Below are 20,191 nucleotides of genomic sequence, written 5' to 3'. Positions count from 1 at the left end.
TAACTGCTGATAGGCTGCACTCTATGCACTCTCGGTCTGTGCAATCGTTTTTATTACTTGTCTACCGTGGTGGAATCAGCAAAATTTAGTTAGTATGGCTACGAGCTATTTTGATTAACGCACTCCCCATTAGGAAGTTATGAGTAAAGATATACTGCTACACCCAGTTTTAATTTCATTGGCAATTTTCGTTATTGCGTTTTGCCTAAAGGTGCTAGTTGATAAATTAGCGCGACATCGCGCCGAAAAAAAGCAACGAGATATAAGGTACATTTCCCACAACATTAAGCACTTTATCAACTTAGTGGTGGTTTTGTTGCTGTTGTTTGTATGGTCTACTGAAATTCAGAATTTTGCGCTGTCTGTCGCGGCTTTTGCGGTAGCGATTGTGTTTGCCACCAGAGAATTTATTCAATGTATTATTGGCTTTTTCTACTTGGTGACAACACGGCCATTTAGAGTTGGCGATTGGGTTCAAGTTGGTGAGTATTACGGTGAAATTGCTGAAACAGATTGGATCAAAACCACCATGCATGAAATTGATATGCACTCTTATCAATTTTCTAGAAAAACCATATACATACCAAATAATAAGCTGATCACCAGCCCAATTAAAAACTTAAACTTTGTGAAACGATTTACCACCCACCATTTTGCGATTGTGCGTAAAGAAAGCTTTAACCCGTATCCCATTTACGCCACGCTACTCGATAAAGCAAAGCATTATTGTGAAGACTTTCATGATGTAGCAAGTCGATATAATGCAATTATCGAAAGAAAGTTAGACGCAAAGATTTCTGGCCCTGCACCTGAAATACACTTTAGCACCACTGAGCTTGGTGAATTTAAAGCAAGCTTCACGTTATTCTGCCCAACCGATCAAGCACTAGAAATAGAGCACAAGCTAACCGAGTATTTTATGGCACTTTGGTACAGTGAAGCTGCAAAACAAGAAAGCAATAACTCCCCATATAGCAAAACTACTTAAGATAATAGTTTGTAAACCTTGTCACTATACAGGTAGAGCTTAACTCACTTGATTAAAAATAAAGTGAGTTAAGCTTTTAATGCTAGCCGCCTGTTCTAAGATCTCGCTCAAACTCAGTTTCAGTTTTCACTGGCTGACAATGGGTTTGCACAGTACTTTTATTTGCTTCATCTTTGTCGGTGCTAAAAATGGTATAGTTGTAGTCTGTTTCGACTTCACCACCTAGGCACTCATGCTCTGCAAACACCTCATTTCCATGGCCATCTTTTACTTCTTGTGATGCACACCCTGCTAGGAGTAAAAACACAGTTAAAACTGATACAAATTTCATAATTCCCTCTGTCAAAATTTTAGTAAATTATAGTTCATATTCAACGTGAACTGAGGGAAGATTGTTAAGTAATGGCAGTAGTGATCTTTCTCTTATTAAATCACGACGTTCATCCTCTAACATTTCTCGCTCCCGGTGCAGCTCTTTACGTTTATTACTGCCAACCGTTTCAGCACTTAATTCATCCCTAATGGTATTAAGACGCCACTCTATTTCATCTAGTCGCTGTTCTATTTCAGCTTTTCTTTCTTCAAGCTGATAACGGTCATTACCCTCTTGCCATGCTTTTCTAAACTGGGTGTTATTACACACCCCATTATATGATTCGCCGCGTATGCCCAATGTAAAACCGTTTTCTGGTTCACAATACACAGCGAGCCCTTGTTGGTAACTAGCTTGATACTCACTTAACTGCGCAGTAATACCAAATTCACGACAAGTGGCTATAATTTCTTTGCCACGCTCATATGTATAGCCTTGTTGGCCATGGCTGTAACCTAACTGCTGCCAATTAGCTTCTGCGCACTCTTGTTGAGATAAAGAAGTACACCCTGATAGCACTATGAAAAATAACAAAAGCAAAACACGATGAGGCATTTATTTCCTAACATATCAGGGTTTAATTAAGTCCCTATTTTGTATTACCATTTAGACAAAGTGAACAGTGAAAGTGTAACTAGATATTTTACTGTTTAGCTATCGCTCTTCGCCCTTGCAACTTTACAGCTAAAGAGCCAATTCCCAGCAGCAATTACAATAACCATATACCAAACTCTTTTATGCAAATATATCGGCTGGATTAGTAGACACATATATTTGCTGAGTATATAAAATACATAGCCAACCGATTAATTAACTTATGAAACGATTTCAGCCACGGCAAGTTGTCGAATTTATGGATTTTTTCAGTAGCAAGTTTAACCTCTGAAGATAAGCAGACTCCAATAATACAAACTTACCGGAAGTAATATCTATTTGCCCACCAGCAAAGCTAGGAGCGAAAATCCCTTTTTAACACACCTGTTCATCTGCTTTTCTTTATGACAGAACCATAGAGTTATCCGTCACCATGAAAGACGAGCCACTACATTTTTTTCATCTGCCAGTAACGAAAACGACCAACCGTTACGCTCGCACAGCCGTTTCACAATACCTAAACCTAATCCATATCCATGAGGTGATGATGCCTCTGTAGATATGCAACTGCTTTCAATATTGTTGTGCGCCTGATTAGTGACTAATAGCTCACGCTCTTTAATACGAATTATAATTGGCCCTTGATCGGTGAGCGTATGTTCAAACGCATTGCGTACCAGGTTATTCAGCGCGATAGAAAAAGCTTGTGGATGCCCATGAACTATGGGATTTGTGAGTTGCTCTATTTCAACATCGACCAGCTTACCGCTCAGTAAATGACGCTGCATGTCTATCGCTTGATTTACCAATGGCATTACTAAAAACTGCTCATCATACAACCCATCGTCAGATTCGCGTGCAAGCCACAAGAACATTTCAATGGTGGTTTTCATATCCACTGTCGCGCGCCTAATTCTGTCTAGCGCCTTCTCATCGGCTATTGATAAACTACTTTGCGCTAACAACTCAATTGCGCCTGTTATTACCGTGATCGGCGTGCGTAACTCATGACTAGCAGAATCAGTAAAGTATCGCTCTCTGGCAACAAATGCGCTGATACGTTCCAATGTCTGCTCTATGGTTCTAGCAAGCATGCCAACTTCATCATCGGTGAACCGGCTGGAATCTATACGTTTATGATCTTCGCTTGATAGTTTTTCAGGATCGATATCGGCAACGGCTTTAGCTAGTTGTGTTACAGGAGCAACAGCTCGTCGCATCACCACAATGCCCAGTCCGAAACCAAACATTCCTAGCGTACCGACAACACCGCTGATAATGAGCAGCAGCCACCAATCCTCTGACGACGAAGCCTCGATGCCTGCAACATCAAAAACCACAAAGGCAGGTGATTGTTTATTGTTACTAGCTATCACGGCAACATGCAATTCTTCGCTATCGAACTCGTATAACCCCAATTCAGGGTTTGTTTGCGCCCATTGTTTAAGTGATTGGGGTAAATTATCAAGCGTGTCGTACCCGCGAAGATTTGTTGTTATAGCTGGATAGTTATCAGCTGCAACCTGTAGTTGTTGTGTCAGTACACGGTCTTCACTTAACCTGACTGCCGCGAAGAAAGCAAAGCCCCAAACAATGCTAAGTACAGCAACACATAATGCAAATGCAATAGCGACACGTTTGCGCAAACTGTGTCGATACATTATTGCGTATCCTCTGCAATTCGATAGCCGATACGATGCACAGTATGGATCAGCGGGCTGTCAAACGGTCTATCGATAGCCTGGCGTAACTTATACATATGCGAGCGAAGCGCATCACCATCGGGGCGTTCGTCAGCCCACAACAAAGTTTCAAGCGTATCGCGAGCTACTACAGACGGCGCCTGTTCCATTAATCGTTGCAGTAGTTTCATGCCTGTAGGGTTGAGTTCGACACGTCGCCCCGCGCGATGAACTTGTAAAGTGGATTTATTTAGAGTCAGCTCGCCGACAATTAACAGGTTATCGGTTTTGCCATGACTGCGTTTGTACAACGCTTGCAGCCGTGCATGGAGCTCTTGTAATGCGAATGGCTTAACCAAATAATCATCGGCTCCCGCCGCAAACCCCTGAAGTTTATCATCCAGCGTATCCCTGGCCGTTAGCATAAGTACTGGGGTTTCTAGTTTGGCGTCCGCTCGCAACTTTTGGCAAAAACTTATGCCATCCATTCCTGGCAGCATCAAATCGAGTACAATCACATCAAATGGATTGGTCAACGCTAAGTGCATCGCACTGATACCATCATAGGCAAAATCCAGTATATAACTGTGCTGTTCGAGATAGGCGGCAATGTTTTCACAAATGTCGCGGTTATCTTCGACAATCAAAGCTCTGATAGGCGTTGCACTGAGTGCGTTTACCATTTTCTATGCTCCCTTACCATGCATAATCTAATCGCAAGCCTATGAGTGGCTCTGCTTCGCTATCGTCTACGACTTCAATGCCTCGGCGGTAGTCAAACTCAGTGTCGTCACTTGATGACACTGCCGTGACATTAATAACATCGAGAAAAGCAGTTACATCTATGGGGCCAAACGCACGACGATAGTCAACGCGAAGGTTCAACGAACCGGAACCACTTTTGCGACCAACATTACGCTCAGTGATCTCTTTTGAGTAACGTAAAGGTTGTCCTGACCCCAATACGTTTGAATGAATTATAAATTCGTCATCTGGCCTACCAGAAAGATATTTGTAGCGCCCTGCGACTTTCCAGCGATCGCTGATCTCCCAGATCAAACCTAGAGTAGCAACATGCTCACGACTAAATTCAGCGGCTACATCACCCCGACCATCTTTACGATCTATGACAGCATCATTGTAAGAATAGGTTGCGCTCGCGTAAAGACCTTCATAAATTGCACCATTAAGGACAAAATCAATACCATACGAGGTGCCATCACCAATGTTTGCATACGTTCCGCTGGTTCGATCAAGATCAACCACTAGATCGTCGAGATTTTGATAATAAGCTTCGCTTAACAGTGACCAATTACTGCTCGGAAAGTATTTGAAACCAACACTCGCGTGGGTGATTTTTTCGGTCTTAAGGTCATTGGATTCGTTCGCTGCAAGCTCTAAATACCGTGGCGATTGATGAAAGAGCCCTGCTGTTGCAAAATATCTAACTGTTTTGCTCGGCTGCCAGTTAACGTTAAATCTTGGCGATGCAAAACTTTCATCAGCAAAACCATCCCGTTCGAAGCGTAATCCAGTACCAAAATCCCAATCACCAAATTCAAAAACTTGATCTACGTAGCCAACATAGCTGGTTTCTTTCTGGTTCATTGTGGAGTCGATGCTTTCAGGTGTCAGAACGATAAAATATTGCTCTGGATCAGGTCTAAAATCATCTTCATCGTAAACAAACCGATTCCAGTCGCCATCTAAAACGGTGCTGTAGTCCAGCTCTATCTGCGTTATTCGTAGCCCAGCACTGAACAACCCCCATTGGTTTACAGTCTCAAAATCGCTTCGCCAGCCAAGCTCAGTTTCACCTTCAGTAATGGTTATAATATCCTCCCTTACTGGGTAATCTGAGGCTGGTGTTTCTGCTGGTACTAGATCAGGATAAGCTTCACCTTCTGAACTCACTTTATCACTGTTGCGATAGTAAAACTTATTAGTCCAAACTGCAGTTTCACCGAGTAAAGTTCGCCATGTAAGACCATATAAATCACTATCTTGCTCAGAGTCTTGCAGCGCTGTATCTTCAAAATTAGGTGATTCGGCAACGTGTTTAACGCCGCGAGTATAGTCCTCGTGAGTATCTATTAGCAAAATTTCAATAGTGTTATCTTGATTGATGGGAATGACCGATTTTAGTATCACGTCCCTTAATACTGGTTCCCCAATATCTAGCTCTTCAATGGTTTCAAACAAAGCGCCAAAGTCCAATCGTCTTGCAGAAAAAAGCATAGTTGCATCATCAGTAATACCCATAGGCCCATCGTAACCTACTTCATAACCGGCAAGATCATAACGAAAGCTTGCTGAAGGGCTTGGATTGCCATCAGCGACATCGAGTTGCAGTAGCGATGCTGCACGGCCCCCATAAGCTGGTCCCCAGCCACCGGGGGAAAATTCAGCACCACTAATAACGTTTGGTGCAAAAATCGAGAAGCGGCCGCCCCCACCAACATCTTGTTCTTCGCCTAATGTAGCATCAAAATGTATCGCTTTATCAAAAGGAAAGTCATCAACGAATAATCGACGTCGTGATCTGCAATTTTTAAAAGATTTTGCTTTATTATATAAAGATATAATTCCACAACCAGAAATACAACGGTTAAAACATGTAGCGTGGCAGCAGTTTTTAGAAAAGGTTTATCAAAAATACCCGCTACCAAATGCTTTAATTAAAGCAGTAAGTGGTGCCTGCGTATCACGATAGTGAATACAAGGTAAAATCACTGTATTTTACCTTGTTATTCAACTAAAAATTAAGCTGTGCCACCCACAGTTAAGTTATCAATTTTCAAACTTGGTTGGCCTACGCCTACTGGTACACTTTGACCATCTTTACCGCACACGCCGACACCTTTATCCAGGGCTAAGTCATTACCTACCATAGAGATTTGTTGCATAACCTCAGGGCCATTACCAATTAAAGTAGCACCTTTGATTGGTTGAGTAATTTTACCGTTCTCAATTAAGTAGGCTTCTGAGGCACTAAATACAAACTTGCCAGAAGTAATATCGACTTGGCCGCCACCAAAGTTAGGGGCAAAAATACCCTTTTTAACTGTGCTGATAATATCGGCTTGGCTGTGCTCACCGCCTAACATATACGTGTTGGTCATACGTGGCATAGGTAAATGCGCGTATGATTCACGGCGTGCGTTACCCGTTGGATTAACGCCCATCAAACGCGCGTTCATCTTATCTTGCATATAGCCTTTTAAAATGCCGTTTTCAATTAGCACATTGTAGGCTGCTGGCGTGCCTTCATCATCCACATTCAGTGAACCACGACGATAGGCAATAGTGCCATCATCAACCACAGTACACAGCTCTGATGCGACTTTTTCACCTACTTTGCCGCTAAATGCTGATGCACCTTTACGGTTAAAGTCACCTTCTAAGCCGTGACCTACGGCTTCATGCAGTAATACACCCGGCCAACCAGCGCCAAGTACCACTTCCATAGAGCCCGCAGGAGCATCAATGGCTTCTAGGTTTACTTTAGCTTGGCGTACCGCTTCTTCGGCATATTCCATCCAGCGTGGTTTACCATCCACCAGCTCTTTAAAATACCCGTAATCTAAACGGGCACCACCACCGGCACCACCACGTTCACGGCGGCCATTTTTCTCTAATAACACAGAGCAGTTTAAACGGATCAATGGGCGAATATCAGTAGCAAATGTACCATCACTGGCTGCGATTAATACTTCTTCATAGACCGCTGACATTGAGCTGATCACTTGCTCAGCATCCGGGGCTAGTTCACGAATATAATTTTCAAGCTCACGTAATAAACTGACCTTGTCAGTATCTGTCATACTTTGAATTGGTTGGAGTGGAGCAAACTGCTGTTTTGCGGCCACATCACTAAACACTTGAATTGCTTTACTTTCGCCTGCTTCGGCAATACTGCGCGCTGCGGTTGCGGCTTTATTTAGGGCTTCGAGGTTAATCGCATCAGAGTACGAAAAACCCGTTTTTTCACCGCTTACGGCACGTACGCCAACGCCGCGTTCAACGTTGTATGAACCTTCTTTTACTAAGCCGTCTTCCAGCACCCATGATTCATGGTGGCTTGATTGAAAATACAGATCCGCATAATCAACGTTATGCTGATGAATAAAGCCAAGCGTTTTTTCGAGTTCTTCTCGGGTAAGCTGGCTGTCTTGTAATAAATGCTGTTCAACCGAATTCATAATAATTGCTCTCTAAATCGTTGGTGAGATTGCACTGGCATATCTCGACGAATGGCGTGCAAGCGGTTTAAATCTGGCTGACAACCAATAAACCCTATGCCATCTGCAAGCTCACTGAGGACATCGCCCCAAGGAGAAATAATAATGCTGTGGCCATATGTTGCACGGCCATTTTCATGTTGCCCCGCTTGTGCGGCGGCAATCACATAACTTTGTGTTTCTATTGCCCGCGCTGTTAGTAACGGCTGCCAATGAGCGGCGCCGGTTACCGTTGTAAAAGCGCTGGGCACTAGAATGATTTCAGCTCCGCCACGTTGCAAAGCACTAAATAAACCACTAAAGCGCAGATCATAACATACTGTTAAGCCTATTTTACCAAACGGCGAATCCACTACAACGATATCATTGCCCGCTTGCGTATAGTTAGACTCGCGATACGCCCCTGTACCGTCCGCCACATCTACATCAAATAAATGCATCTTGTTGTACTGAGCAACCACATCACCTTGGTTATTAAATAATAAAGATGCTGCTAAATATTTATTATTTGTGGCAATCGGTAATGTACCAGCGGCTAACCAAATATCATACTGACGACACAACTCAGCTATTTGCTGTATATAAACATCGCTTTGCTTGGCAATCGCGAGTGTCTGCTGGCCGCTTTTACTAAATACTAAAAAGCTTTCAGGTAAACAAACAAGTAATGGCCGAGTTGTGGGGAGTTGTTGTAATTGCTGGTTAAGTTGCTCAATGTTGGCATCAGCACACACTCCGGAGCACATTTGCAATGCGACGATCATAGCTTGCTCCTTACTGCGTGGCTGTAGCAGCGGCATCTTTGAGTGTTAGCTCATGTGATGTGGACGCTTGCGGTTGATTTTGTGCAGCTTGTGGCAGTGTCACTTCACGACTCTTACGATCGATTTCTTTCACAACTGGGTCGTTCATACTGCCGCTCACTTTAAAGTTAATTTCTGAAATAACCCGCGCCGAGTGAATTACTTTATCTATCGCCAATGCGGCAAGCCCAGTTACCGGATTCACCATCCACGCCACGATCACCGGAATACTTGAGGTAACTTGTGGTGCAACCGCTAAATCATAATCTATTTCCATAGTATTGAGATTAGTGTGGCCTTTAATCGTTAAGTCAGCAGGCACGCCGTCCATTTTTGTATCTTGAGTATAGGCAATGCCTTTATCTAGCTGCATAGTACCTTGTAGGCTGTTATAGAAAAACCCCTTGGAAAATACATCTCTAAAGTCGAGCTTTAACTTGCGCACTAATGAATCAAGACTTAGCAATGAGAATACCCGTGCACCGCCATCGCTTATCTCAGCTAAGTGCCCTTCACCTAAACGCCAATCTAAATCGCCGTTAAGGCTGGCAATATCAAATAAATAAGGCGCATCTTGCCACGCTAAGTTAAATTTAATGTCTGCCGTTGAATCTTTAACTGTCGTGGTAATATCAAACTCATCAAATAGTTCGCCGATATCATCACTTTGCATATTACCGCTAAACTGGCTAATGCTATTTTGCCACTGACCTTTGGCGCGAAGAATATGCTCGCCTTTATCCACCACTAACTCTGACACAGTTAGCTTATGACCATCACCATAGAGTGAGGCGCTCACTTTATCGAGTTGATAACTTGCTACTTTACAATCAGCACATTCAAATTCAATGGCCGGCAAGTCGCTCAGCCAACTATAGTCTTGAGCTGTTTCGCTGGGTGATGGTTCATCTGTGGTTGGCATAAAATTAACGCGTAAATAATCGCTGGCAATATGAATTGGCCGACTTGATTTATCAAGTGGTATTAATACTTGTGAGCGTAGCTCTTTGGCGTTAAGGCGCAGGCTCAAATCACTGGCAACTGGCGCTAAGCGCATTTCAAAATCATTAAAGTCGATATCGGCTATGGTTAATTGCTGTATATTACCGACAACTTCTTTTAGTGGTGGCAACACACCTTGTTGCTCACCCTCTGCTTGGCTAATAGTGATGATCTGCTGGATCAAATCAAGCCAAGGTAATAAATCTGTTTGCTCTAAGTTAATAGCAACGCTTAAATCTTGCTGGTTCAGCCCTAAATCTTGTTTGCCTAAGATGATATGCGCATTATTTAATACGCCGCTGCTGTTCTCTAAAATACCATTAAAGTATAAGTTGTTATTAATATTAGCCGTGATCAAATTAGAAATTTCATCGCCTTGAACAACCGCTGTTAACGGCCAAACCTGATCCGCACTTTTACTATAGGGGGCTGGTAATTCACTGCTTAGTCCTTCAAGTTGCGAACTCACATTAGCGCGGTAATTAAAACCATCGATTAAAAAATTGAGCGCCAGCTTTATGGCCACTTCACTTTCACCCTGTAAGTAACCTTTTAATAAACCTTGGCCATGCGAAATTAAGGTATCAGCATCTAACTGTGCTTTTATATCAATGTCGGCACGGTAATTTTGTGCAATATTTTTACCACTAAAATTTACTTTTAGTGGCATACCTAGCCAGCTGGCCTGGGCATTTTTTAAGGTAATTTGGTCATCATTGAAATGTAGCTTGCCAGTTACGCCCTCAAGCTGTAGTCCTGGCTGCGCTAAATACACGGGCAGATTGTTTAAATTAACAGTGCCTTTGGCTTTTACATCGAGATCATTAAGATCAACCAATAACTCAATATCGGCACTGGCAGTGCCTTTGCCTTGGATCACTGCAAATACATCCGCTAATGGATCCGCAATCGGGGTGGCTTGAAAAAACGGTAACAGCTTTTGCGCATCAGCACGTTTATTAATTTTTACACTGAGTACATCTGCATTCATTAAATCGGCAATGCTGACATGTACGGCATCAGCAACAGCTAAATTAACTAATTGCCCCTGCTGAGAATAAATATCCATACGCTGATTTTCAAAATGTAATTGTGCGCTGCCATTGGTTACTGCAGGCCAATCTGGCGCAAATTGATAATTAGCATTCTCTACCTGCGCTAACACTTCAAACTGTCCTGAGTTATCAGCAAACGGAAATCCGGTTAACGGCCCAGAAAACAGCACTTGCGCCTGTGTCAGCTCGCCCCCTTTAATTGCCCCAGTTAAGTAATCTACTAAATTTTTAGTCATCACAGGGCGTGGGAAATAATGGCTGGCAATACTGGCATCCGGTGCAAATGCTTCTGCATATAAGTCTAGCCGCGGCTGTTCGCCCAAGGTTAACTTCATTTCAGCTGCAACGGTGACTTCTTCATTATCAAGCCAAATATTGTCACTACTGATCTGCCAACCTTGCTCGCTATTGGCTAAATCAATTTGCATATTAAGCTGATTATATTTAATTGGCTGGCTGAAAGTGTCACCTGTCAGTAGTTCACTATTTTCACCAAACAGGTTTATCCGGCCGCGATGTTGATTTATCAGTCCATCAACTAATAACCCTTGTACTGCGGGCACACCTTGTTTAGCAAGCCAACCTAGCTGCTTTGCTTCAAACCATAATTGCCATTGCTGCGCTGAGCTAAATTGCAAATATGCATGCTCAACTTGGCCGCTGGGCTGTCGCGTTAACAGTGGCTCTAATGCTGAAAAGTCACTGAGTTGCGCCAGTTTTGTCACTAACTCAAAATCCAGCTGCTGCAACCAAAACTGCTGCTGATTGTTATCTAACTGCGCTTCAAATTGAAAGTCTGGCCACTGCTGTTGATCATTTGCAATCGTCAGCCCTGAGCTTTTTAAACGCCAACCTTGTTGCCAAGGATGAAGCACAAAGCCCCCTTCACTTAAACTAAATTGGTGGCTTTTGGTATCTTGCTGCCAATGAATAAAACTCGGTAACCATTTAACCGTGACATCTCTGATCAAGCCATTTTCAATGCTTAACCATGACTCTAAATTAATATCTGAATTAAACTGCTCTTTCTCGGTATTGATGTATTGTGCTAACCATTTTGAGACATCAACATTACTGGCTTGCACATAAATATCACCTAGCATAGTCTCAAGCGTTGAGCCTGTTAACGCCAAGCGCGCATCAAAGGTACCCACTGAAATACCTGGTACAGCAAGTGTGCCGCTGCCTAAGTGTTGTTCTGGTTGGTTTTGCCAAACAATGTTTTCAAGAATTAAACGGCGCTCTTTACCATCGCCTAATATAAAGTTAAGGCTGCTATTTTCAACCGCAAAATGCCCGGTTTCACCCAGAAATAACCCTTCGATCAGCTCTTTTTGTTCAAACGATACGTCAGCGCTTTTTGAATCCAGCATGGTCGGCATATCAACATTGGCATGAAAGCCGTTGATCACAAAGTAACTGGATTTTAACTGTCGGGTTTTAATGGTTTCCCATATATTTAATTCAAGGCTGGCTTTAGCAATAGTCAGTGCAATAGGTGAGGTTTTATTATCTTCAAAGCTAATCTCTTCCAATACGATGGAAGGACCTTGGCCATGCCAACTGGCGGAAATCGCACCTATTGATAAATTAACAGCGAACTTATCAAACAGGTAATCTTCAAGGTCTCCCTTGTAATCATTGGCGTAAGGTAGCGTATATTTAAGAACAGAAACAACAACGGCCAGCAATACCAGGGTTATGGCACACACTTGCCATAACTTACGGATACAAAAAAAACAGACCGTTTTTGCTTTCATTACATCATAACCACATCAAACTGCTCTTGGCTGTAGAGGCTTTCGGTTTGAATACTTACTTGCTTGCCAATAAATAACTCAAGCTCCGCAAGATTATGATACTCGTCATTTAATAACGCCTCACTGACCGCAGGAGCGGCGTAGACCATAAACTTATCTGCGGCGTAAGCACGGTTTACGCGGACAATTTCACGCAGTATTTCGTAGCATACGGTTTCTACGGTTTTTTGCGAGCCACGCCCAGAGCAAGCCGGACACACATCACATAAAATATGCTCAAGACTTTCACGGGTCCGTTTACGGGTCATTTCCACTAAACCCAGCGCAGATAAACCATTAATATTTGATTTAACGCGATCTTTACCCAGCGCTGATTCCAATGAATGTAGCACACGGCGTTTATGCTCTTCGCTGACCATATCAATAAAGTCGATAATGATAATGCCGCCTAAATTACGTAACCTAAGCTGGCGAGCAATCGCCGAGGTCGCTTCAACGTTAGTATTAAAAATGGTTTCTTCAAGGTTACGGTGACCAACAAATGCCCCCGTATTTACATCAACGGTGGTCATCGCCTCAGTTTGATCGATAATTAAATAGCCACCAGATTTTAAGGTTACTTTGCGGTGCAGCGCTTTTTGGATTTCGTTTTCAACATCAAACAAATCAAAAATAGGCCGCTCACCTGGGTAGTACTCTAACGCCTCAGACAGAATAGGCACAAACTCTGCGGTAAAGCTTTTCAGCTCTTCATAGGTAAGCTTTGAATCAACCCGAATACGCTCCATATCTTCACCTACGTAATCACGTAAGGTTCGAAACGCCAGCGTTAAGTCTTCATGAAGAATGCTTTCTTTGCTGGTTTTTTTACGTTTAGTGACGATTTTTTTCCAGAGCTTTTTTAAAAACTCGGCATCGTGACGTAGCTCAGCTTCACTGGCACCTTCTGCGGCAGTGCGGACAATAAAGCTGCCGTCTTCGTCGCCATATTCACCAACAATGCTTTTTAAACGAGCACGTTCTTCTTCGGTTTCAATGCGCTGGCTCACGCCAACATGGGTAGCATCGGGCATAAATACTAAATAGCGCGAAGGAATAGTAATATCAGTGGTTAAACGTGCCCCCTTAGTACCTAATGGGTCTTTAACTACTTGCACCATTATGTACTGGCCCTGGCGCACGAGTTCACGAATATCCTGTACTTTTTTGATTGGCTGCTCGTCAACACCTTCAACAATAGAAGCGCTGTTAACAATATCCGAGGCGTGTAAAAAAGCGGCTTTATCTAAACCTATATCTACAAACGCGGCTTGCATACCCGGCAATACGCGGCTTATTTTACCTAAGTAAATATTGCCAACAATACCTAAGTTACCAATGCGCTCTAGTTGGATTTCTTGCAGTACACCGTTTTCAATCAGGGCAACACGGCTTTCACTTGGGGTGACGTTGATCAGTAATTCTATACTCATGTTACCTACTTAAGAATTCGCTTAATAATTTTTCGCATTCATATAAAGGTAAGCCGACAACCGCAAAATAGCTACCCGAAATATGAGTAACAAAGCGTCCGCCTAATCCTTGAATGCCATAACCTCCGGCTTTATCGTGTGGCTCACCACTTTGCCAGTAGGCTTCTAATTCTTGTTCTGAGAGTGTTTTAAAGCTCACTTGTGTTGTTACAACACAACTCATTACCTGTTGCTCAGTAGCAAAGGCGATAGCGGTTAACACTTCATGGCTACGCCCTGATAGACGCTTTAGGGTTGCCATAAAGTCGGCTTTATCACGAGGTTTACCAAGGGATTGGTTATCAATAACCACTACAGTATCACTGCCAAGTACGGGGCGATCTGTGTATCCCATCGCAACACCCGTTTGGGCCTTTAAACGTGCTAACCGTTCAACAAGTTCGAGCGGGGTTTCGTCTGCTAGCGGGCTTTCATCAGCATCAACACTAAATTGTGAGAATGCGACACCAAGCTGAGTTAGCAACTCTTTGCGCCGAGGGGAAGCTGACGCTAAATAAATGGCGGTTTGCATTATCTGATCCTGAAATGACGGCGATATTTACGTAGCAATAAGAAAATCCAAGGCCAACTTAACATGCCAGTGACGACAGGCCATAAATACTGCGGGTTAAAATACACATCCATTAAAAAATGGTTCAACCAAAATTGCATTAAATGATACAAGGTTAAAAATAAGCCTACTAGTATCGCTTGCTGCCAAATTGAAAAATTACGGATCTTTTGAAAGTTACTGGCGGTCACAAAAATACAAATTGAATAAGTGAGTGAATTGACCCCAAGTGGCGAACCAGTGGCTAAATCTATTAATAAGCCAACCACCCAAGCCGTACCAATATTTAATCTATGCGGCACTGCTAACGACCAGTACATTAACACCAATAACACCCAGTCTGGACGAAATGGTTCAAACGAAAATGGTAATGGCATCAATGCCATGATCAAAGCAAAAAAGATGCTCACGGCAATCAATAAAAAGTAACGGCTATTCATTGCTGATAGTTTCCTGCTGATTACGCCATAACACCACTAATAAACGAATGCGATCTAACTGAGCTATTGGCTCTGCGTAAACTTGTGCAAATGGCTGGCCTTCATCGCGATTAATTTCAGTCACTACAGCCACCGGATAACCTTCAGGAAACGTACCGCCAAGCCCCGAAGTTACCAGCACATCGCCAATCCGCACATCTAAGCTGTGTGGTACATGGGAGAGTTTAACTGAATTAATTTTGCCGATGCCCTCAACCACTGTACGCACATCATTACGCAGAATACGCACTGGCGTGGCATGGGTTGTGTCGGTCATCAGTAATACACGAGAGGTTGTTGAACCAACTTTGGTAAGCTGCCCAACGACACCCATTTCATCAATCACCGCTTGCCCTTCACTAATACCATCAATGGTGCCACGATTAATCACCACTTGGTGACTATACGGATTTGAGTGTACAGAAAGTACTTGCGCGATTATTTTACGATTAGAATGTTTAGCGGAAGAACCCAATAGCGCTCGTAGCTTTTGATTTTCTTTATTTAAAAATTGATATTGCTGGAGTTGTTCACTTTGCAGTAATTGCTTTTTCTTTAGCGCTTCGTTTTCAGTAAGTAATTGATCGCGCGTGTGCAAGCTTTTAGCGCCAAGGCTAAATACTTCATAAGGTAAGTTGGCTAAATACAGTAACGGGCTCACTAAAGTATTTAAACTCGTGCGTACTGTGGTACCACCTTGGGTATAACGATCGCCTACGATCAACATAACACTCAATACCACTGCGACAAAAAGCCGCAGTTGTAAAGAAATGGCACGCCCAAACATTAATTTCATTAGTCGTAACTAAATACGTCACCACCGTGCATATCTATCATCTCTAATGCTTTACCGCCGCCACGTGCTACACAGGTTAATGGATCGTCAGCAACCACAACAGGAATGCCAGTCTCTTCCATTAGTAAACGGTCTAAATCTTTAAGCAATGCACCGCCACCCGTTAACACCATACCTTTAGCAGAAATATCTGACGCCAGCTCTGGTGGTGATTGCTCAAGGGCAACCATCACTGCGCTGACAATACCCATTAATGGCTCTTGTAGGGCTTCTAGGATTTCATGCGAGTTAAGCGTGAATGAGCGCGGCACACCTTCAGCAAGGTTACGGCCACGTACTTCAATTTCAATCGGCTCATCCGTTTTAAACGCTGAACCAATTTGATGCTTAATGTTCTCGGCAGTTGCTTCACCGATTAAGCTACCAAAGTTACGGCGCACATAGTTGATGATTGCTTCATCAAATTTATCACCACCAATACGCACTGATGATGAATACACCACACCGTTAAGTGAAATAATCGCGACTTCAGTGGTACCACCACCAATATCAACAACCATAGATCCGGTTGCTTCTGATACTGGTAAGCCAGCACCGATAGCAGCAGCCATTGGCTCTTCAATTAAATACACTTCACGCGCACCTGCTCCCATTGCAGATTCGCGGATAGCACGTTTTTCTACTTGCGTTGCACCACACGGTACACAAATAAGGACACGTGGGCTTGGACGCATAAAGTTATTGTTATGCACTTGCTTAATGAAGTGTTGTAACATTTTTTCGGTTACATAAAAGTCAGCAATTACACCGTCTTTCATTGGGCGAATAGCTTTAATATTACCAGGCGTTCGGCCAAGCATTTGCTTAGCTTCAGTACCTACTGAGGCTACACTTTTAGGACCACCGGCGCGCTCTTGACGGATCGCAACTACAGATGGTTCATTAAGGACAATGCCTTCGTCTTTAACATAAATTAGGGTGTTGGCTGTACCCAAGTCGATCGATAGATCGTTTGAAAAAATACCACGGAGCTTTTTAAACATGAGGCTGGATGACCTTTGAAAAACGTTCTTATGTTAGCTAATGCACTTTAACATGCTGAATCAGTTCGGCAATAAAAAGTACAGCTACCTTTGTTAATTGGGTAAAAAAGGAAGCACTGCTTCCTTTTTAAATTATTTTTTACCGTTCTCGTACAAGACGAAAACCGATATAATTTGCACGAAAGTCCGGTGCCAAAATCAAACGAGTTGAGGCACGAGCTAAACTAGGCGCAAAATTCCACGCCCCACCACGAACAGTTACATCCGCTTGTTCAGCTGACTTATGAGTCCATTCCCATACATTTCCTACCGTGTCGTAGAGACCAAACGCATTAGGTGCAAATGAGCCAGTTGGCGCTGCACTTTTGTTTGACCATTCACTACCACACCAACCACAATTGGCTAAATTCTTACCTATTTCGTTACCCCATGGGTATTCTGTTTTGGTACCAGCGCGTGCTGCATACTCCCACTCCACCTCATTGGGTAATCTATATTGCTGACCTGTTTGCCCAGACAACCAATCCGCATATGCTTTTGCATCATTGTAAGTTAAGCACACAGCAGGAAAGTCACTGCTTTGTTCAAAACCTGGGTTGCGCCAATTTAAATTAACTTCCCACACTGGTTCGCCATTTAAATAATACGCACAGCCACGATTGCGTTCAGCTTCTGTTTTGTAATTGGTATTAGATACAAATTGCTGATAAGCGCCTACTGTCACTTCTTTATTTTGCATAGCAAATGAGCTTGCAATGGTTTTTTCAACAACGGGGCGTTCATTAGCAAGACCATTACCGTTGATATCGCCCATTTCAAACTTACCTGCCGGGATCACAACCATTGCAGCAGCGGCGTTACCACCAAGCGCAGTACTGGTTACTGGTGTCGTATTACGTTGCTCGCTAGTGTATGTCGGTGCAGCAATCGACTCAGGCTTTTTTACCAACTTAGCGTGAATTGTCTGTGGCTTTCGCAAGTCAACACGAACACGATAAGGTTGATAACCCTGCTTGCGCACTTCAACATCATGAATACCGCTAGGTAAAGTCGTTGCTAAACGAGTTGAACCAAAACTTACACCATCAATAAACACTTCATCGTCATAAACATTTGAACGCAGCGTAAGTTCAATCATTTTATTTGCATCTAGCTGCGGCTTTACCGTTGGCATAGGTTTAACTGAATAATCGTGTATCGGTTGTTCGCTCATACGCGACACCGAAACGTTGGTATTATCCTTACTATCACTGAATGTTAACTGACTATCTGTGAAAGTCGTCTCGTAGCTGGTTTGATAACCAGTGCTAAGCGGTGTGCCGTACTCTGAACAGTAACGATTATCAACACTTAATAAGTTACATAAACGGCTGCTGTTTACATCGCCACGCATAGTGACACTTAAGTTTACGTTGTAGTTACCTTGGCCACTAAACGCACTATTGACCACATGGCTACTTAACACCTGTACCTGTGCACCCGCCATATTACGCTTAGGTTCTACTAGGCGCTCTTCCGTTAAATTAGCAAAGATTTGGTCTACAAAACGCTTGGTCGCTTTTTGCAAACCCATTTGCTGACCACGTTGCTCACACGCTGCTAACGTTTCTGTCCGTTTACAGTTTATTGTATGATTAACTTCTAATGTGCCTTCACGGGTAAATTCATTACGTAAGCGTTCAACTCGGGCTGTAGTTAATTGTTCTTTTAGGCTTTCGAGTGTATTTAGCTGGGTATGTTTTGCTACGCGAATTTGTTCAATGTCTTTGCGGTGGGATGCAATTGCCGCCAACTGCATCGCGATATCATCTTTATTTTGCTTATGATCAACCACAGCCTGCTGATAGCGCGCTTGTGCTGCACTGATATCAATTGTGGGATCGTCAATTAAACGACGATACATTTCATTCATGGCATCAAGTGCTTGATTTTTTTCTTTGTCGAGTTCAGTTGAGCGAGTTCTTAATAAATCAAGTTGGCTTTGTAACTGACTTTCTTCTTTTAAGTGTTTTTCAAGTATCTGTGTAGCGTTATCGTATTCAGCTTGTTTAATACTGATCTCAGATTCAATTCCAGTTACTGTGGCTGTATCTTGTGCAAATGCACACGATGCAAACAAGCTAGCTGAAATTAACAGAGATAAAGGAGCAATTCGCATATATTCCATTCCCAAAAAGCGGCAATTATTTGGTCATTATTTATTTTTTATAATTAAACTCTTATGCTATGTACTTGCAAGGCAAAACACAAGCTTTGTTCAAAAATTATCTGAGTTTACAACTATTACCGTACTTCATGCCAGTAAATTACCATCACATAGTATGAAAATAGCCCCTTTTCTTGTTCATAGCTAATTTGTTAAACTTATGGCCCGTTTATTTTAAGTTGCAACTGTGAATTTAATCCCTGAGTCTCCACTGCAAAAAATCACTTGTTCGATGCTGAGTGAACAAAGAATATCTTTATCGATAAAACGTGACGATCTTCTACATCCGTTAATAAGCGGTAATAAATGGCGCAAACTTAAATATAATCTGATTGCCATGCAAGCACAGCAAAAAACCGAATTACTTACTTTTGGTGGTGCATTTTCAAATCATATTCATGCCTGTGCGGCTGCCGGAAAGCACTTTAATTTAACCACCCATGGTATTATTCGCGGCCCTGAGCTTGATCAGCAAAACCCGACCTTACAATTTGCCAAACAATGCGGTATGCAGTTGCACCCAGTTACCCGTTTAGAGTATCGCGAGCGACATAACCCTGGTTATTTAGCGCAATTGCAAACACACTTCCCTAATGCCTATATATTGCCAGAAGGCGGCACAAACAACGCCGCTTTGCTAGGCTGTAAAGAACTTGCTCAGTCATTACCCGACGCTGACTATGTTATTTGCCCAACCGGGAGCGGAGGCACACTGGCAGGGTTAGTTGAAGGCTGCGATAACAGCACGCAGGTTTTAGGAATTGCGGTATTAAAACAAGCTGAGTATTTGATCAATGAAATAAAATCACTCAGCCCTGTAGCGGCACAGCAACAAAACTGGCAATTACTCACCCAGTTTCATGATGGTGGCTATGGCAAGTTTAGTCCTGAACTTTGGCAATTTTGCCAAATGATGCAAAGCCAACATCAACTCCCCCTTGAGCCTATTTACTCAGGAAAAATGATGTACGCTTTATGGCAGTTGATCGCAGATGATTATTTTCCCAAAGGAAGCCAAATAATTGCTATTCATACCGGCGGCTTGCAAGGCTTAGGTGGTTTACGCTATCGACAGTTGTTACAGTGA

The 20,191-nt window shown here is 42.9% G+C and carries 16 protein-coding genes; 2 read left to right on the top strand and 14 right to left on the bottom strand.

The genetic code is table 11. From position 1 onward, the window contains the following. Window positions 1-139 precede the first annotated feature (139 nt). Window positions 140-988, top strand: a complete 849-nt coding sequence (locus tag NDQ71_RS14405) for a mechanosensitive ion channel domain-containing protein (RefSeq protein WP_192540884.1) — start codon at window positions 140-142, stop codon at window positions 986-988. Window positions 989-1,070: 82 nt separating this feature from the next. Here the strand turns inward: NDQ71_RS14405 and NDQ71_RS14400 are convergent, their stop codons facing one another. The 14 genes from NDQ71_RS14400 to NDQ71_RS14335 form a co-directional block, all read right to left on the bottom strand. After that, the gene (locus NDQ71_RS14400) at window positions 1,071-1,319 is read right to left on the bottom strand and encodes a hypothetical protein (RefSeq protein ID WP_064667411.1); all 249 of its coding nucleotides are present in this window, start codon (window positions 1,317-1,319) and stop codon (window positions 1,071-1,073) included. A gap of 27 nt (window positions 1,320-1,346) precedes the next feature. Beyond that, window positions 1,347-1,916 (bottom strand): DUF2799 domain-containing protein, encoded by a 570-nt coding sequence (locus tag NDQ71_RS14395; protein ID WP_192540885.1) that lies wholly within the window; start codon window positions 1,914-1,916, stop codon window positions 1,347-1,349. A gap of 467 nt (window positions 1,917-2,383) precedes the next feature. Continuing rightward, complete coding sequence (locus NDQ71_RS14390) at window positions 2,384-3,616, bottom strand: HAMP domain-containing sensor histidine kinase (protein ID WP_225736495.1); 1,233 nt, start codon at window positions 3,614-3,616, stop codon at window positions 2,384-2,386. Continuing rightward, window positions 3,616-4,293 carry a response regulator transcription factor gene (locus tag NDQ71_RS14385; RefSeq protein ID WP_192540909.1) on the bottom strand — a complete coding sequence of 226 codons (678 nt, stop codon included), beginning with the start codon at window positions 4,291-4,293 and terminating at the stop codon, window positions 3,616-3,618. Before NDQ71_RS14385 ends, NDQ71_RS14390 begins: the two co-directional genes overlap by 1 nt. 40 nt (window positions 4,294-4,333) lie before the next feature. Then, entirely contained in the window at window positions 4,334-5,899 is a 1,566-nt protein-coding gene (locus NDQ71_RS14380; protein WP_225736497.1) for a TonB-dependent receptor, read from the bottom strand. 500 nt (window positions 5,900-6,399) lie between these two features. Then, the gene (gene tldD / locus NDQ71_RS14375; protein ID WP_192540886.1) at window positions 6,400-7,839 is read right to left on the bottom strand and encodes a metalloprotease TldD; all 1,440 of its coding nucleotides are present in this window, start codon (window positions 7,837-7,839) and stop codon (window positions 6,400-6,402) included. After that, complete coding sequence (locus tag NDQ71_RS14370; RefSeq protein ID WP_192540887.1) at window positions 7,836-8,642, bottom strand: carbon-nitrogen hydrolase family protein; 807 nt, start codon at window positions 8,640-8,642, stop codon at window positions 7,836-7,838. Before NDQ71_RS14370 ends, tldD begins: the two co-directional genes overlap by 4 nt. A 10-nt stretch (window positions 8,643-8,652) precedes the next feature. After that, entirely contained in the window at window positions 8,653-12,498 is a 3,846-nt protein-coding gene (locus NDQ71_RS14365; protein WP_192540888.1) for a YhdP family protein, read from the bottom strand. Beyond that, window positions 12,498-13,970, bottom strand: coding sequence for a ribonuclease G (gene rng, locus NDQ71_RS14360; RefSeq protein ID WP_064667403.1), 1,473 nt, complete (start codon window positions 13,968-13,970; stop codon window positions 12,498-12,500). Before rng ends, NDQ71_RS14365 begins: the two co-directional genes overlap by 1 nt. 1 nt (window position 13,971) lies before the next feature. Then, window positions 13,972-14,541, bottom strand: coding sequence for a nucleoside triphosphate pyrophosphatase (locus NDQ71_RS14355; protein ID WP_192540889.1), 570 nt, complete (start codon window positions 14,539-14,541; stop codon window positions 13,972-13,974). Next, complete coding sequence (gene mreD, locus NDQ71_RS14350) at window positions 14,541-15,020, bottom strand: rod shape-determining protein MreD (RefSeq protein ID WP_192540890.1); 480 nt, start codon at window positions 15,018-15,020, stop codon at window positions 14,541-14,543. Before mreD ends, NDQ71_RS14355 begins: the two co-directional genes overlap by 1 nt. Next, on the bottom strand, window positions 15,013-15,855 hold the full coding sequence (mreC, locus tag NDQ71_RS14345; protein WP_192540891.1) for a rod shape-determining protein MreC: 843 nt from the start codon (window positions 15,853-15,855) through the stop codon (window positions 15,013-15,015). Before mreC ends, mreD begins: the two co-directional genes overlap by 8 nt. Continuing rightward, window positions 15,855-16,898: a rod shape-determining protein gene (locus NDQ71_RS14340; protein ID WP_016709506.1), complete on the bottom strand. Its 1,044-nt coding sequence runs from the start codon at window positions 16,896-16,898 to the stop codon at window positions 15,855-15,857. The genes mreC and NDQ71_RS14340 overlap by 1 nt, the downstream gene beginning before the upstream one ends. Before the next feature lie 139 nt (window positions 16,899-17,037). Next, window positions 17,038-19,056, bottom strand: a complete 2,019-nt coding sequence (locus NDQ71_RS14335) for a formylglycine-generating enzyme family protein (RefSeq protein WP_192540892.1) — start codon at window positions 19,054-19,056, stop codon at window positions 17,038-17,040. Window positions 19,057-19,336: 280 nt separating this feature from the next. Here NDQ71_RS14335 and NDQ71_RS14330 point away from each other — a divergent pair, with 280 nt between their 5' ends. Next, window positions 19,337-20,191, top strand: coding sequence for a 1-aminocyclopropane-1-carboxylate deaminase/D-cysteine desulfhydrase (locus tag NDQ71_RS14330; protein WP_192540910.1), 855 nt, complete (start codon window positions 19,337-19,339; stop codon window positions 20,189-20,191).

Origin of the sequence: Pseudoalteromonas sp. KG3 (genome assembly GCF_030436385.1) — a bacterium.
Classification (GTDB): Bacteria; Pseudomonadota; Gammaproteobacteria; order Enterobacterales; family Alteromonadaceae; genus Pseudoalteromonas; species Pseudoalteromonas prydzensis.
Note: the sequence above shows the minus strand (reverse complement) of the source record. Positions and strands in the feature narration are given on the sequence as shown.